This is a genomic window from Acinetobacter lwoffii, from assembly GCF_024129435.1.
GTDB lineage: Bacteria > Pseudomonadota > Gammaproteobacteria > Pseudomonadales > Moraxellaceae > Acinetobacter > Acinetobacter lwoffii_F.
On sequence record NZ_JAMXXN010000029.1, the window covers coordinates 14185 to 29784 of the forward strand.

General features: G+C 41.8%; 13 protein-coding genes. 10 read left to right on the forward strand and 3 right to left on the reverse strand.

The genetic code is table 11. The features are described from left to right. The first annotated feature begins 26 nt into the window (after positions 1 to 26). Together folB and NI455_RS13540 are read left to right on the forward strand one after the other, a co-directional pair. Positions 27 to 407, forward strand: a complete 381-nt coding sequence (gene folB / locus NI455_RS13535) for a dihydroneopterin aldolase (protein WP_004645388.1) — start codon at positions 27 to 29, stop codon at positions 405 to 407. Then, positions 364 to 801, forward strand: a complete 438-nt coding sequence (locus NI455_RS13540; RefSeq protein ID WP_253114642.1) for a 2-amino-4-hydroxy-6-hydroxymethyldihydropteridine diphosphokinase — start codon at positions 364 to 366, stop codon at positions 799 to 801. The genes folB and NI455_RS13540 overlap by 44 nt, the downstream gene beginning before the upstream one ends. 594 nt (positions 802 to 1395) lie before the next feature. On the opposite strand, the gene NI455_RS13545 is transcribed toward NI455_RS13540, so the two are convergent. Then, a complete protein-coding gene (locus tag NI455_RS13545; protein WP_004278764.1) occupies positions 1396 to 2097 on the reverse strand; it encodes a VIT1/CCC1 transporter family protein in 702 nt (233 codons plus the stop codon). 282 nt (positions 2098 to 2379) lie between these two features. Here NI455_RS13545 and NI455_RS13550 point away from each other — a divergent pair, with 282 nt between their 5' ends. Further along, entirely contained in the window at positions 2380 to 3081 is a 702-nt protein-coding gene (locus tag NI455_RS13550; RefSeq protein WP_004278763.1) for a DUF1003 domain-containing protein, read from the forward strand. Between the two features lie 146 nt (positions 3082 to 3227). Here the strand turns inward: NI455_RS13550 and coq7 are convergent, their stop codons facing one another. Then, positions 3228 to 3863: a 2-polyprenyl-3-methyl-6-methoxy-1,4-benzoquinone monooxygenase gene (gene coq7 / locus NI455_RS13555; protein ID WP_004645382.1), complete on the reverse strand. Its 636-nt coding sequence runs from the start codon at positions 3861 to 3863 to the stop codon at positions 3228 to 3230. A gap of 3 nt (positions 3864 to 3866) precedes the next feature. Further along, complete coding sequence (locus NI455_RS13560) at positions 3867 to 5186, reverse strand: MFS transporter (RefSeq protein ID WP_253114644.1); 1320 nt, start codon at positions 5184 to 5186, stop codon at positions 3867 to 3869. Between the two features lie 174 nt (positions 5187 to 5360). Between NI455_RS13560 and NI455_RS13565 the strand changes: the two genes are divergently transcribed. The 7 genes from NI455_RS13565 to NI455_RS13595 all read left to right on the forward strand — a co-directional run bounded on the left by NI455_RS13565 (position 5361) and on the right by NI455_RS13595 (position 15366). Next, positions 5361 to 8126 (forward strand): autotransporter assembly complex protein TamA, encoded by a 2766-nt coding sequence (locus tag NI455_RS13565; protein WP_253114645.1) that lies wholly within the window; start codon positions 5361 to 5363, stop codon positions 8124 to 8126. Between the two features lie 35 nt (positions 8127 to 8161). After that, positions 8162 to 12685 carry a translocation/assembly module TamB domain-containing protein gene (locus tag NI455_RS13570; RefSeq protein ID WP_253114647.1) on the forward strand — a complete coding sequence of 1508 codons (4524 nt, stop codon included), beginning with the start codon at positions 8162 to 8164 and terminating at the stop codon, positions 12683 to 12685. A gap of 323 nt (positions 12686 to 13008) precedes the next feature. Then, positions 13009 to 13212 (forward strand): hypothetical protein, encoded by a 204-nt coding sequence (locus tag NI455_RS13575; protein ID WP_004278758.1) that lies wholly within the window; start codon positions 13009 to 13011, stop codon positions 13210 to 13212. A 309-nt stretch (positions 13213 to 13521) separates the two neighbouring features. Beyond that, positions 13522 to 13791 (forward strand): hypothetical protein, encoded by a 270-nt coding sequence (locus tag NI455_RS13580; protein WP_253114648.1) that lies wholly within the window; start codon positions 13522 to 13524, stop codon positions 13789 to 13791. A gap of 157 nt (positions 13792 to 13948) precedes the next feature. Then, positions 13949 to 14089, forward strand: coding sequence for a hypothetical protein (locus NI455_RS13585; protein WP_253114650.1), 141 nt, complete (start codon positions 13949 to 13951; stop codon positions 14087 to 14089). Between the two features lie 158 nt (positions 14090 to 14247). Beyond that, entirely contained in the window at positions 14248 to 14535 is a 288-nt protein-coding gene (locus tag NI455_RS13590) for a hypothetical protein (protein WP_004278754.1), read from the forward strand. A gap of 630 nt (positions 14536 to 15165) precedes the next feature. Beyond that, positions 15166 to 15366 (forward strand): hypothetical protein, encoded by a 201-nt coding sequence (locus tag NI455_RS13595; RefSeq protein WP_004278753.1) that lies wholly within the window; start codon positions 15166 to 15168, stop codon positions 15364 to 15366. Positions 15367 to 15600: the final 234 nt, after the last annotated feature.

The window sequence follows — 15600 nt, forward strand, 5'->3', positions numbered from 1 at the left end:
TTAGTACTAAATTCTCGAGCAATCCAATGGACGCCATTATTATTGAAGGTTTAAAGGTTGAGACAGTCGTGGGCTGCTTTAACTGGGAACGTCAAATTATTCAGCCTCTAATGCTGGATTTGACTATTCAAACCGATTTAGAACAGGCATCAAACTCAGATGCACTTGCAGATACGCTGAATTATGCAGAAATTTGTGAGATTTCCAGCAAAGTCATTCAAGACGCCAAGCCTGAATTGATTGAACATGCAGCAAAATTAGTGCTGAATGCACTTTTTACTACCTTTACAGCAATTGAATCGATTAATATTACGATCCGTAAGCCTGCCATTATCGCGCAAGCCAATTCTGTAGGGATACGTCTTGAACGCCACCGAAACGATTTTCGCCCTAGCATTAGCGAGTAATTGTCATCCTCAGCAACATTTTCAAGCTGCACAGCAACGTATTTCTGAATGGGGAGAAGTTCAGTTTTCTCCCATTTATATGATTCCTTGCCGCGATGGTATCGGCGCAGATTACTGGAATGCAGCGTGTTTATTGCGAAGTTCTATGTCTAGTGAAGACATGATTGAGCTGCTCAAACAGCTGGAACAGGCATCAGGGCGAGTACGTCCATCTCATCAGATTACTTTGGATGTTGATTTGATTGCCTGGGGATTAGATCTTCAACATATGCAGTTCAATGAAAAAAAGTTGCCCTTGGCTCTGGATGTGAAAGTGCCTATGTTTGATATCTGGCATGATGCCATGTTCGAACATGGATCACATAGCTTCCCAACAGTTGAACAGCTGATTTAAATCAAATCACCTAATTTTTTGCTAATACATTTTATCCAGTAAGAATAATTAACCAGCCTGATCAAGCCAGATCAGGCTTTTTATGGTGCAGTTTTTTTGTCTTTAGAGTAAAAGAAAAATTCAGATAAGATGGTTCAGGTGGAGTTTAGGAATCATTTAAAAATGAAAATATTGGAAATTGTGGTTTCGGTTATTTTAATCCTTGGGATTCTTTATGTGATCCAATGGGGATTTCATGGTTTTCCGACAGGAAATTAATATTTGATTGATTTAAAGCTCTGGAATTTATTTTAAGATCAGTAAAAACCCTCAAAGCAGTAAAAATGCATCATCGCTATTTCACTTTTTCTTGTTATAAAAAATGATCAGCAATACGATAATGATCGCCAAGATGGCAAGAATGATCGTAGTTTCCATAACAATACCTCTCATGCATAGATCTTAGGTTTTAAACATCTAAATTAAAACCGAACATATATTAATTAAACTCAAGTTTTGTTAGAGCGGCTAGTTTTTGAAAAAATATTTTTCAGTGATGTTAATACAAGAGCCGCTCAATCCTATTCTTTGTCTAGCTAAAAAATAAACACATATTTAGGCAACAGACACATTAAATAATGATCCGATCCATGCACTGAATAACATGGCGATAATTCCCCAGAGCATCACCCGAACTGCACCTCTCCAGACACTTACTCCACCGGCATAGCTCGCCAGTGCACCCATCATCCCCAAGCTTAAAACACCAATCAGCATAACGCCTTTATCCAGATAGTGTTCCGGTAAAATCATGATTGAAATTAAAGGAAATAATGAACCTACCGTAAATGCCATAGCCGAAGAAAAGGCAGCGAGAAAGGGTTGGGCAGAGGTATGTGCTGAAATACCAATTTCATCCCGGGCATGGGCATCCAAGGCATTATGGTCGGTCAGCTGTTCAGCGACCTGTTGTGCCAAAGCAGGTTCCAGACCTCGTTGTATATAAATCGTTTTGAGCTCATTTAACTCATGCGTGGGATGGCGCTGCAGTTCGCGCTCTTCCATGAGTAGATCATTGGTTTCAATATCTTGCTGGGATTTAACCGAAATATATTCACCGGCCGCCATTGATGCGGCGCCAGAAATCAATCCGGCAATACAGGTCACCAATAAAATTTCCGTGGATGCTCCACTGGCTGCAATACCCACCACCAGACTGGTGACCGAAATAATCCCGTCATTTGCCCCCAGTACAGCTGCACGAAGCCAGCCCGCACGTTCGATATAATGTTTTTCAAGATGGTATGAGTGGCGCACAATGAAGCCCCTTTTTTATTATCATCATGATTATAGTAAATTTAAGTCATGTATAGATAGTAGGATTGAATCGATCTGAAAATTATCTTGAATGATCTGATCATCGTGCGCTTGGCTTAGCCTTTTATCAATCCAAGATAAAATCGAAGTGAGATTCATAAGTTCAAGAAATCAGACGCACTTGATACATAATTGATTTACGAATGGTAAAAATGATTAAAGCAAATCAAATATATCGAACAAAATAATAGCTGAGTGAGCTGGTTTAAAAAGAGAATCATCATGAAAGAAAAACATGAAAGCCATAAATGCTTGGTATGCGGCAAGCACTTTCTTCTGAAAAATCTCACTCCGATGGGAACAGTCAGAAAAGTCATTACCGAAGAGATTGCCAGGGATATTCCAGGCTGGACACCGCAAGATTATATTTGCCAGGCAGATTTAACCCGGTACCGCATACAGTATGTACATTCATTATTAAGTTCGGAAAAGGGTGAAGTGACTGATCTTGAGTTTGAAGTGATTGATAGCATGCATCAGCATGAACTGATTACCAAAAATGTGGAAACAACCTTAGAGCAAAAGTGGACTTTGGGAGAAAGGCTCGCTGATAAAATTGCAACTTTTGGTGGAAGCTGGACCTTTTTGATTTGTTTTGCAATCTTTTTGAGCCTGTGGATTACGATAAATACTGTGGTGATGGTGACACGACCTGCTGATCCTTATCCATTTATTCTGTTGAATTTAATCCTGTCCTGTCTCGCGGCGATTCAGGCACCTATTATTATGATGAGCCAGAACAGACAGGAAGCCAAAGACCGCTTACGTTCACAAAATGATTATCAGATCAATTTAAAAGCCGAGCTGGAAATCCAACACTTGCATGAAAAATTAGATCATCTGCTGCTACATCAATGGGAACGGCTGGCGCAAATTCAGGAAATCCAGCTGGACCTGCTTTCTGAAATGAGCAAAAAAGATTAAAGGATGCTGTGGGGGAATCTCTATTATTTTATAGAGCTTATAAGTAATAAGATCGCCATATGCCTTGAGTTGTTATTATCTCGCTCAAGATTTGACCCATATTAAAAAGCCCACAAATGAGTGGGCTCAAACTAAAACCGTCTTATTTAAATAAAATAACTGGTTTTGGTCATCAACTTGGAAATGCCTGTCATGGCGATCTTAACTGGAACGGGTAGATCTACACCGCCAGCATTTAACGCTGTATCCCGATGATGCAGTTCATCTTCATTCATCTGTTCTAGAATACGACGAGAACGTTCATCCTGCGGTGGCAACTGGCTAATATGATGCTGTAAATGCATGCTGACCTGACGTTCTGTTTCAGCCACAAAACCCAAGCTGTATTTGTCACCTGCGATTCCGGCAATCGCGCCCATACCGAAGGAAAGACCGTACCAGACCGGATTGAGTAGGCTGGTATGGCTATCCAGTTCTTTTAAGCGGTCTTCACACCAGGCCAGATGATCCTGTTCTTCAATCGCTGCCTGTTCCATTTCACGACGTACATTCGGGAGTTTCGCCGTCATCGCCTGACCATGGTACAGTGCCTGTGCGCAAACCTCACCACTATGATTGACCCGCATTAAACCTGCTACATGACGTGCATCACTGACCGTTAATTGTGTTTCTACCGGTTGGGCCGGATTTTCACGTCGTGCCGATGTCGTGCCCGGGACGAGACTGCGTAATGCCTGATCAAAAGAATGAATCAGCTTATCGACACCTGTATATTGACGCATGAATTAATCCTCCAAGGGTGCTTTCGCAGTTTTGATCATGGGTTTGAGTCGGAAAAGCAGCCATAAGGTAAACAGGCCACTCAATACTGCGGTAATACAAAAAAGTATTTTAAGATCAAGCTCTAGAACACTTAAAATAATAATCGAGAATATAGCAGAAGATACCATGAAAACGGCATTCAAAATGTTATTTGCTGCAACCACCCGCGCACGATGTGAGCGAGGCGAATGCGCCTGCATCATGGCATAGAGCGGAACAATATAAAAACCACCACTTATTCCGAGCAAGGTGACAGCCAGCATTACATGATAATAACTCCAGCCTTGCTGAAACACTTCGGCCAGACCGATTAACTCGCCGCTACGTACTGGCACAAAGGCCAGACTTGCGGCCAGATACAGGGCAAAGATCACCAGACCAATCGCACCAAAAGGCACCATTTTGATATTGACTTCACTGCCACCAATTTTTCGGCATAAATATGACCCTAGTCCGATTCCGACAGAAAAGAACGTCAGCAATAGACTGGCGACATTTTCCGAGGCATGCAGATTTTGCAAGGTCAGCTGTGGAATTTGGGTTAGATAGGTTGCACCATAAAACCAGTACCATGAATTGCTCAGTAAAATAGTAAAAACCAAAGGTAAGCCTTTGGCATATTTCAAGGTCTGCAAGCTGGTGCGAAAAAAATTCCAGTCGACTTGCAGCTCAGGTGCGGGAATGCTTTGTTTCAGGATATAACGACTGGATATATAACCAATCAAGGCGATGCTGATGATGGTTAAACTGATCCAGATCAGGTTGCCGGCGGAAGCTGCAATGACTGCACCGCCCAGAATCATACCGAATAGGATTGCCAGAGAAGTTCCGGACTGAAACAGGGCATTGCCGGACATCAGTTCATTCGGTTTCAGGACTTCAGGTAAAATCGCATATTTGATCGGGCCAAAGAAAGTGGAATGGGTGCCCATCAGGAACAGGGCAAATAACAGAATCCATAAATTACCCATGAGGAAACCGACAGTTCCCAGCAACATAATGGCAATTTCCAGAAGCTTGAGATAGCGAATCAGCTTTGAACGTTCGTATTTGTCGGCAATCTGACCGGCCGTGGCTGAAAAAATAAAATAGGGCAAGATAAACAGTAAAGCCGCCAGATTATTTAAAGTGCTGATGCTGGCCGATTGCTGTTGAATCCAGCCATAAGTAATGACCAGCAGTAACGCCTGTTTAAATACATTATCGTTTAATGCACCAAAAAACTGCGTCAGAAACATCGGTAAAAAGCGCCGAGAAGCTAACAAATGTTCATTTTTGTTCATATAGGCCGTGCTACATTAAGTTTTATTAAGAAATGTCAGTTATGCGTGAACATTGAGAAAAATCATGTAAGATACTTTCAGCCATGTAAAGGTAAAAACCAATTAATTAAGCTCCTTAGCTTATATTTTTCGGTCAAATAATCAATTAAAGAATGTATTCGTTTAGAGTTTGCTATGCCTGCAAAGAAAAATTTTAAAAAAACGATGCTAAATCGCAGTATGGGGCCTCTCATACCACAGCATAGTGGTATGCAGCTGTGTATGAGCATCTTTTTTATGATGTTATCCCATCAGAGCATGGCACAAACCGAACAAACCGAACAGCCCGAAACACCTGTGGCCATTTCTCAGGCAGAAATGGTGGACGAGCTATCCAAAGAAGCGATTCGTCAGGGAGTGGCCACGTCCGAAACGGAAGCGGAAGAAAAAATCGAAGAAGCCTTGGAGCCTGAAGTTCCAGTGGACAGCATGTTGATGCTGGAACAACAGCAAAATGCAGGATCTGGTCTGGGTGAATTTACGCCGATCGAGTTTGATGATCTGGAAGATCTGCCAGTACAGACTATTGATCAGAACATGGCGAATGAAATTTACCAGGTAGCCGAGCAAGCCAAACAGGAAGCACAAAACTATCGCAATACTCAGACCAGCGAAACGGTGGTGGCCGATATCAGCCAGCAAGAACTGCTGGAAATCAATCAGGCGCCGGTTAATGTCGATCAGTTGATGCAATCGATTCAGGCTGACAGCCAGATTATTGTACAAAATAATGAAGCCGGATTGACCTTGCCAGAAGTGCCAGGTCAGCTTGTCGCTGAGGATGATAAACGTCCGAATCTGTTCAAACGACTATTTTATAAAATCCGTCCTCCACGTCAGATTATGACGGCAAGAGTTCCTCGCATTAGTGCAGATGTGGTGATCATGAATGGACAAGGTGTTGCACAAAGTAATGGTATGCTGAACCGTAAAGATGTGCCTGAAGGCCATCTGAATTTAAGAAATAATGTCAAAGCCAAATTATCCAGTTTTACCCAAGAGTCTTTTGGCGACTTTAATTCGGCTTTGCCGCAATTACGCACCTTGTCCAGACAGGCAGCGCAGGCAGTGGGTTATTATAATGCCCAGTTCAGGTTTGAAAAAATCTCTGACAGTCGGGTTCAGGTTTTTGTGACCCCGAATGAACCTGTGCTGATCAGCAGTCAAAATATTGAATTTACTGGAGAGGGTGCGGAACAGCCACAATTCCAGGTCATCAGTCTTTTACCTGAACAGGAAGAAGGCGATATTTTCAATCATGGCAATTATGAAAAAACCAAAACACGCATTACCACAGCAGCCAATAACAATGGTTATTTTGATTCATTCTGGCGTCTGCATGATGTAAAGATTGCCCAACCACAAAACACTGCAGATGTGAACCTGCGTTTTGAAACGGGTGAACGTTATAAATTAGGCAATGTCGAGTTCAGAATGAGCGATCCTGAAAAGGAATTCCCGCTGGACCGAGACGTACTGGAAAGTCTGGTCACCTGGACAGATGGTGCTGATTATACCTTCTGGCGGGTCAATAGTCTGGCCAACAACCTGACTAACTCACGTTATTTTAACTATACCCTGGTAGATGCAATTCGCCCTGATCCGCTTGATAAAGAGCTGGAACTGGCACCCGATATTCAAAGCCTGATTGAAGAACAGAAACGGACTGAAGATCAGGCTGCTACTATCCAACCAGCTCGCTCGGTATCCTCTTCTCAGGAAGTGACCCAGAATGTCGTAGATGAAGACCAGTTTGCCGGTAGCCGCGATCAGGAAAGCGCAAATTTAAGAACTTTACGGGTTGAGCAGCAAACCAAAGAGAATGAACAGGACCGTTTAAAAGTACAGGCACGGGAAGAGAAAAAGATTCCAGTGATTGTGACTTTAAATGCAGACCGTTTAAATAGTGCTGAAGTGGGTTTGGGTTATGGCACAGATACCGATATCCGCTTACGTGGTCAATATCGTCGTGCCATTGTGAACAAGCGCGGACATTCGTTTGATGCCAACATGGAGTTATCTGGCATCCGTCAGTCGATTGATGGACGTTATAATATTCCCTATCACCATCCGCTGAATGATTATGTCAGTATTGTGGGTGGTTATGAGCGTGAAGAGCGTGAAGGCGTCGCACAGGGTGAAGGCCTGTTGATTGAATCGGCAGTCTTAGGTGCAGACCGGATTATTAAAAATCCACTGGGTAACTGGCAACGTACTTTTGGCGCCCGTTATCGTCTGGATCGCTTAACACAGGATGGTTCTGTTGATTTTAACCAGATTCCAGAAGCGTTTCGCTTTAATACCGAAGATGAACAGCAATCGCTACTGGTGGGTTATGAAGTTTCACGTACCGAGAGTGATCGTCGGGTCAATCCGACAAAAGGTTTTAAGCAGACCTATAAGATTGAACTGGGCAGTGAGGCTTTACTCTCTGATGCCGATATGGCCATTGTGAATGCAGGTTGGCGGTTTATCTATTCATTGGGTGAAAATGCAGACCATCAGTTTGTGGGTCGTGCCGATGCAGGCTATATCTTTACTGAAGATTTTGCCAAAGTGCCGTATAACCTGAGATATTTTACCGGGGGTGATCAGAGTATCCGCGGTTTTGATTATAAGAGCCTTTCTCCGGAAATTGACGGTTTTAAAGTAGGTGGTCAGGCCTTGGGCGTGGCTTCATTAGAATATAATTATCAGTTTAAGGAAGGCTGGCGTGCTGCGGTCTTTGCAGATGCCGGAAATGCCTATAATAAAGAATTCAGTAATCCGACCGAATATGGCGCGGGTGTGGGTGTGCGTTGGGCTTCACCGATTGGGCCAATACGTATAGATGTTGCGACTGGACTGTCTGATGACAATTATCCGATTCGTTTACATTTCTTTATTGGATCACAGTTATAAAACATCATTTTAAAAAATAGTTATTTGGGTAGATCATGGTCGAGAACCAACCACAGCCAGAACAAGAACCACAAGATAGCGTTGTGCCGAAAAAGCGCCGTATATTCAGAAGCATCCTATTGTCGGTGCTTTTTTCGCTGATTTTTCTGCTGTCTGTGTTGGCTCTACTGTTTTCGACCAATCAGGGCAGTAAATTTCTGCTGGATCAGGTGCTGGAACGTCAGCAAATTATTCAATATGAATATGAGGGCGGTAATTTATGGCGCGGGATTATTCTTAAAAATGTGCTGGTCAGCCTGAAACCAGTCGATGTCAAAATTGATCGTGCTGATGTTAAGCTGGGCTGGCGCGCGATTGTCAAAAAAGAAATTCATCTGACTGAAGCCGATGTCCTCAATCTGCAAATTATTAACAAGCAACCATCAACGGGCGAACCGTTCAAGTTTAATGCTATCCGTTTGCCTTTTATCTTGCGCGTTGATCATTTATTGCTGGATCATTTGGTCATTAAAACCCAGACCAATGCAGTTGATTTCTATAATATTGAATTAAATGAGGCGCTCTGGTCTGGCACCGAATTAAATTTTGAAGATTCCCGGATGGATATGGGCTATCTGTCAGTACGTGAAGCCACGGGTAAAATGCAGTTTGAAGGTAAATACCCTCTAGATGCTACGGGCATCGTCAATCTGCCTTCCTTAAGAGATAGCTTGAATATTCATGATATTCAGGTGAGGGCACGTGGAACACTGGACACGATTCAGGCTGGCGTAGCGACCAATACGCCTGATTTATTAACCGGTTGGGTTATTGTACATCCTATGCGCCCTCAGGTACCGATGCGCGGCGAGTTGAAGTTCAAGGATTATCACTGGCCTATTCTGGCCGAACAGAAACTGTTTACCAAAGACGGCATTGCCGAGTTCAATGGTGATATCCAACGTCTAGATCTGAATGTCCAGACTGACCTGATTGGGGAAAATATTCCGCAAGGTCAGTATAGTGCGGTGATGTATACCGATCTGGTCAATCAGCTGAATATTACCGATCTGAATGGTCAGTTGATGAAAGGCGCAGTCAGCCTTGCCGGGACAGTGGGCTGGAAAGACCGGGTCAGCTGGGATTTGGCTGGGCGTTTGAATGGGATTGATCCTAAACATGAGCGCATTCCGCAAGTCGTACAAGATTTCTTGCCGCCAAGTCTGGATGCCAATATCGCTTCTGCGGGTAACTTGGAAAATGGCCTGCACCTTACCGGACTGGTTGATTTTGACCGCTATGAAAGCTGGAATCTGAAGCTGGATCAAAATCCGGTCAAGGCCAATAAAATACAACCGATGCTGCTGGATGTTGCTTGGAAAAATATTGATCGCGCCGTACCTTACGTGGGCTGGCTCAGCAGTCAGTCTGGCGATGTCAAATTGGCATTGGTCGAAGGTCAGCAGAATATTCATGTGGCGACCAAAGTTGAGCAGCATGAAGAGGGTCTTTTACCTGCAGGCATGTATCAGGCTAAGCTCAATCTGAACAAGAATATCCTGAATGTCCCGAGCTTTAATTACAGTGCCAATGCACAGGCAGGCAGCTTAAGCGGCAATGCACGGATTGAACTACCACAGGAAAAACGTCAGTTAAAATGGACTGCAGTATTAAATGCCAAAAATTTGAATACTCAAAGTATTGCCGCAGCTTCACCGGTAGATCGTTTGAATGGCCAAGTTAAAGCCAATGGTTATGCGCAACCGAATCAGCAGATTATCAAACTGAATAGTGTCGACCTGACCGGACGACTAGCGGAGCAAAATGAAACCGTACGTTTGACTGGAAACAGCACCATTGCCTTGTTATTCCATAATGAAAAAGTGGGTGGCGGATTTAAAGGTTACGCGGTTAATTATGATGGTGCTTTAAATGCCAGTCAGCTTAAAGCCAGTCAGGGTATGCTGAAACTGCGCGTTTCAGGCACTCCAGAAATGTTGAAGATAAATGAATTCCGTCATGATGGTGTGGCTGGCAAGATTAATGCCAGCGGTCTGGTCAATCTGGCGAATGGGATTGGCTGGGATATCAATGCATCCTTAATCCGTTTTAAGCCGCAATATTTTAATGCCAAACTGAAAGGCGAATTGTCAGGCAATGTGCAAACCCAAGGCGTTTGGTCAGATGCTTTAAAACGTATTCAGATTCAACGCTTAAACCTGGCCGGTATGCTGAATAATAAACCGGTACGTGGCACAGGTAATTTATCGGTCATCATTAACTCAAATCAGCGCGGTTTTGTACCACAGCAGTTTGAAGCGAATAACCTGTTCCTGTCTTATGCCAGCAACCAGATTCAGGCGACCGGTAATGCACAAAATCTCCAACTAAAAGTGAATGCTCCAGCACTGTTTGAATTATATCCAGGTTTAAGAGGTCGCGCGCAAGGCTATATCAATATGCAGGCACAGCCACGATTACAGGCTTCGGCTAACCTGTCTATCGACAATTTCGCCTTTAAAAACCTGTTTAGCGTGCAGAAAGTTCGTGTTCGCGGACAGTTGCCAACATCGCAAAGCACACCAACTTTATTGACCGCGACAATGGATCGCCTGCGTAGCGGTTCACGCGAGATTGTACGCGGTGAAATATCACTGGCCGGTACCCGGGCTGCACACATTCTTAAAGTTCAGGCAGAAAACCGCCTGTCAAAATTCTTTGTGCAGCTCGCCGGTGGCTTTAATGCGCAAAATAACTGGCTGGGTCAGATTCAAAAAGGTGATTTCGACTCTTTACGTGCCCGTCTGGTGCAGCGTCAAAATGCAGCAGTGATTTATAACAGTGCTCAATCCGATCTGTTTGTTGGTGCTCATTGCTGGATGAGTCAGCAAAGCCAGTTGTGTTTTGACCAGCCGATTCGGGTCAACAAAACCCGTGGCAGTGCCTCTTTTATTACCCAAAACCTTGATCTGGAAGACTTTAGTGCATTCCTGCCTGATGGATTGGCGTTGACGGGTAAAGTCAATGGTTATGCCAAGGCTGCTTGGGCACAAGGCGCCAAACCTAAAATCGACGCGCGTCTGGTGACGCGTAATGGTGTGGTGGGCTTATCTTCCGAAGATCCAGATTATTTGGGTTCTACACTGAAATATGATGAAGTCGGTCTGGTGGCAAAAAGCGTGGCAGATGGCTTGCAACTTCGGCTGGACGTTAAAACACCGGATATTGGAACCGGCTATGCCAATGTCATCATTGATCCATACCGTGACAGTAAACCGATGCGTGGCGAAATTGCCTTTAACCAGGTACGGCTCAAAGTCTTTAAGCCATTTATTCAGGACATCCGTAATCTGGACGGGATTTTATCTTATGCCGGAAAAATTAGCGGAACTTTAACGGATCCTTTGCTTGAAGGTGAGGTTCGTGTCAAAGATGCTTCAATCAGCATGATCTCCCTACCGGTGAATTTGACCAATGTACAGCTCTATTCATCCATACGTCAGAATTCTGCCAGTATCAATGGCGCATTTAACAGTGGTCGTGGTGTGGGTAAATTAACCGGATCGGTCGACTGGAAAGGCGATCCGCGAGTGCAGTTAAAACTGCAAGGTGACAATCTGCTGATTCGTCAGGCACCATTAATTACTGCTGTGGTGACACCTGATTTGACTCTGGACATGTATCCATTTAATAAAAAACTGAGTCTGAGTGGCACAGTCGATGTACCGCGTGCGTTGATTTCAATGCCAGAAGCCTCAGAACCTGTAGTCGGTTTATCTTCAGATGTACGGGTCGTGCGTGAAGGTGATGATCAGTTGGCGATCTTGAAGTCAGCACGTCCTTGGGATATCCGGGCAGATGTAGCTGTTTCTTTAGGGAATCAGGTCATCTTCCAGGGCTTTGACAGTCGTATTCCGCTATTGGGTCGAGTCAATCTGTCACAGCGTGGTCTGGAAACTGCAATGCGTGCCAATGGTGCAATCGGGGTATCACAGCGGGTGAAAATCGAAGCCTATGGCCAAAGTCTGGACTTGAATCGTGCTATCGCGCGTTTTAATGGTGAACTTACCAATCCGACACTGGACATTGATGCCAATAAATCGGTTCAGGGTAGTACAGTCGGGGTACGGGTAACAGGGACTGCATCAAGTCCAAGTATTCAGATTTATAATGATGCGGGCTTGTCAGAACAGGAAGCCCTGAATGCCTTGATTACCGGTCGTGTCAATGAAGGTGTATCTGGTTTAAGCCAGGCCGAAGGATTTAGATCTGATGTGAATAATACAATCGCTGCTGCGGGGATTAGTTTGGGCTTGGGTAGCACCCGCGCACTGACCAACCAGATCGGGCGCAGTTTTGGCTTAACTGGTCTAGCTCTGGATGCCCAAGGTACAGGAGATGATACCCAGGTTTCTGTGACTGGTTATATTACGCCTGATTTATATCTTCGCTATGGGGTCGGGGTATTCACACCAGTGAATAAGCTGACTTTACGTTATCAGGTAAATCAGCGACTGTATCTGGAAGCGAGTCAGTCTTTAGAGCGTGCGATTGACTTGTTCTATAACTGGCGATTCTAATCCAAATAAAAAAGCCCTAAAATTTTAGGGCTTTTTGATGAGACAGGACAAAGATTTTATTAGCTATAAAGTAGATTGATATATTAGTCAGCAGAAGCGTTGATGTCTGAATTCAATCCCTATACATATAGGGCAAATAAGTTACGAGTAGAGAAAGAATCTAAAGTCAGCTTTTATGCTGAAGAAAACTGATCATCGTATAATTCAGCTATCACATATAGAAAATCAATTAAGACATGCAATAACAGACTGAAAATCAATAAACCCATAATAAAAATAGGTGTATATTGAAAATACGATTTCACGCATAAGAGCATCTTCGCATGTCGACTAAATTTATCATCCGTTTTGCTGCGATTCTATTTTCTGTACTTATTTTGACTGCATTAGCCATTCAATTTTTCTTTAAACCGGATGTAACCGTAGTTCTATGGATTTTCGCTGTACCTTTCATTTTGGGCATTCCAATTTTAGCTTCTGTTGTATTGACCACCAATGATGAGCTTGATATTCATAGCGTTAATTAGGCTTGAACCTTAAATTGGCGTATTTAAAGTGCATCTGATCTTTGCTGATAGAGCAGCTGACATTTGCACTTTGTTTAATAAAACAGACTTTATTTTAGAGCAATGCCAGTCAGTTAAGCATGCACTAGAAAATGTAGTAAAAATGAGTGTATGTTTACGCTCATTTTTTTATCAGGTTACTCCAAAATTTGGATTTAACTCTTAAATCATCATGATTTACATAAACTCTAAGAAATAAGGGAATATTCTTATCATTATTCATTCAAAATAGGTCTTCATCATAAAACTCATCATTTTAGAGAAAACAGAATGCCTAAAAATAATTATCTACCAGCTCTAGAACAAGTTTATGACTTTTTAAAGGAACGACCAGGTTTTAAGGATAAAAGTGAATTTGATAAAGCAGTAGAATATTTTAGAACTCTACATGAAAGTGATCCTCAGGATTTCAGAGTTCAAGCACCGAATACTGTCGCTGGAAAATTTGGTGCTAAAGAAACTATAAATTTAGGGTCTATGCCAGAATTCAGTAATAAGGAAAATTTCCTTAACTGGATAGATACGCAAATTAACCACTAGTTGAAAGAATTTAAGCAAACGCATCATACGGTAGGTTTTCATTTATTATTCATACATTCATTAACATGTAGTACAGAAAACAATCGAAACTGAGTTGGAAAACTACAAATTTGAATGATAACTTTGTATTCAAATCTTCCCAGTAAAGAGGTGAGCAATGAAGTTGTTGACTTTGGTGGGTATGGGAGTAGCAGCGAGTTATTGTTATAAAACTATGAAAAATGGCAAGCTTGCTCTTTCAGAACCTGACTTTGATGAAAGTGTAAAACGATTTGTACTGCAAGAATTTGCAGCTTAGTCTTCACGATATATTTCCCAAAAAGGCTCATCGGATGATGGGCTTTTTCATTTTCTAAAAACTTATAATTTTAATATTCAGATTAAAAGCAGTTTAATTATAGCCACCATGTTATAAACCTACTTCGTGATCTATTTTAAATAATTAAATGAGAGCTAATGGATGATGAAGATGGAAATGAATGGTGCGAGCTTATATATTCTGAAGCCTTGAGAATATATAAACCAACAAAATACAACACAGTCAACAAACTGAGATTCTTTGCCCTGATTTTAGAATTATTCGCAGAAATGCAGCATGAGGATGTAATAATTCAAGTAAAGGCTGTGAATGTGAAACTTAAATTGAGATCTAAAAATTACATTTTTTGGGTGTTTGAAATGCCTGATTTTCAGGACAAGACGTTATTTTTAACTTATATGTCTAGCAAATTAAGTCAGCTATAAGGTGTCGTTGAAGGTTAAAATCGTCAATCAATTTAACAAGCATAGTTTTTTTTATACTAATGGTCTATTTATATATTTTTATCAATAGCTTGCTTATTCTCTAGTCGTTACTCACTTTGACAACATACCTGAATCAGCGCAAAAGTGAAAAGGGGAAGACCTATCGAAAGATGGGCTTTTTTAATATGTATAGCTTATTGAACGAAAAGTAACTTAAAGCAAATGTAAGAAAACAGTTTATTAATACTCTCTATACTTTATTGGTAAATTCACAGTGCTATATTCGTTTTGCGAAAACAAGAAAACGCAAATAATATGAAGAAAATGACTACAGCACTAGCCCGCTTATTTGAAAAAGTAAGTGGGCTTTTTAATTGAAAAATTAATGTAATATTATGCTAATGTATAAATTATAAGTTTATATATAATGCATGAATAGATTCTATCGCTGTAGTTTCTTTCCAATTTCAGCCTCCTTCCCTAAGGAGGCATTTTTTTTGTCGGTAGAAAATAATGTTCCAATGACTATTGTGTTTATTCAGTTACACAAATGATCATCGTTGACTATTGAATGAATCTTTCAAATATTTGAGCATGATATTTTATTAGTTAAATAAGTGATGGATCGCCATGATAGATGAAGAAAAGCCTTTAAACTTCGACAACGATAGTGAACCTCAAGATTTCGAAGATGAAGAATTTATCGATGATAAGAAAGAGGATGAAATGTACAATGCTATTACCAAAGATGGTTCTAGTGTTGATCCTGCGGATGATGGGACGCGTCATATTCGCCCTGAAGACGGTGATCCGATAGAAGTTGAAGAGTAATAAAAAGCCCAATTTAATATTGGGCTTTTTTATCGTCTGGTGGATGAGAATGAAAATACAATTTTTCCCATATGGAATTGAGCGGATTTATCAAAAACCCCATCTAGAAAATTTAATTATTCATTGAAATGATTTTTTTTCACTTAGGGTCTGTTGACATTTACTGTTCATAATTAACCCTATAAAGGTAGCCATAAAAATATACAGGCTAAAGCAACAGAACTTTGATAATTT

What these genes read in the sequence shown, in the direction of transcription:
- NI455_RS13550 (WP_004278763.1), top strand. Translation starts at nt 2,380, where the DNA reads ATGAAAGAAAAACATGAAAGCCATAAATGCTTGGTATGCGGCAAGCAC.
- NI455_RS13570 (WP_253114647.1), top strand. Translation starts at nt 8,162, where the DNA reads ATGGTCGAGAACCAACCACAGCCAGAACAAGAACCACAAGATAGCGTT.
- NI455_RS13590 (WP_004278754.1), top strand. Translation starts at nt 14,248, where the DNA reads ATGGATGATGAAGATGGAAATGAATGGTGCGAGCTTATATATTCTGAA.
- coq7 (WP_004645382.1), bottom strand. Translation starts at nt 3,863, where the DNA reads ATGCGTCAATATACAGGTGTCGATAAGCTGATTCATTCTTTTGATCAG.
- NI455_RS13560 (WP_253114644.1), bottom strand. Translation starts at nt 5,186, where the DNA reads ATGAACAAAAATGAACATTTGTTAGCTTCTCGGCGCTTTTTACCGATG.
- NI455_RS13565 (WP_253114645.1), top strand. Translation starts at nt 5,361, where the DNA reads ATGCCTGCAAAGAAAAATTTTAAAAAAACGATGCTAAATCGCAGTATG.
- NI455_RS13580 (WP_253114648.1), top strand. Translation starts at nt 13,522, where the DNA reads ATGCCTAAAAATAATTATCTACCAGCTCTAGAACAAGTTTATGACTTT.
- NI455_RS13595 (WP_004278753.1), top strand. Translation starts at nt 15,166, where the DNA reads ATGATAGATGAAGAAAAGCCTTTAAACTTCGACAACGATAGTGAACCT.
- NI455_RS13575 (WP_004278758.1), top strand. Translation starts at nt 13,009, where the DNA reads ATGTCGACTAAATTTATCATCCGTTTTGCTGCGATTCTATTTTCTGTA.
- folB (WP_004645388.1), top strand. Translation starts at nt 27, where the DNA reads ATGGACGCCATTATTATTGAAGGTTTAAAGGTTGAGACAGTCGTGGGC.
- NI455_RS13585 (WP_253114650.1), top strand. Translation starts at nt 13,949, where the DNA reads ATGAAGTTGTTGACTTTGGTGGGTATGGGAGTAGCAGCGAGTTATTGT.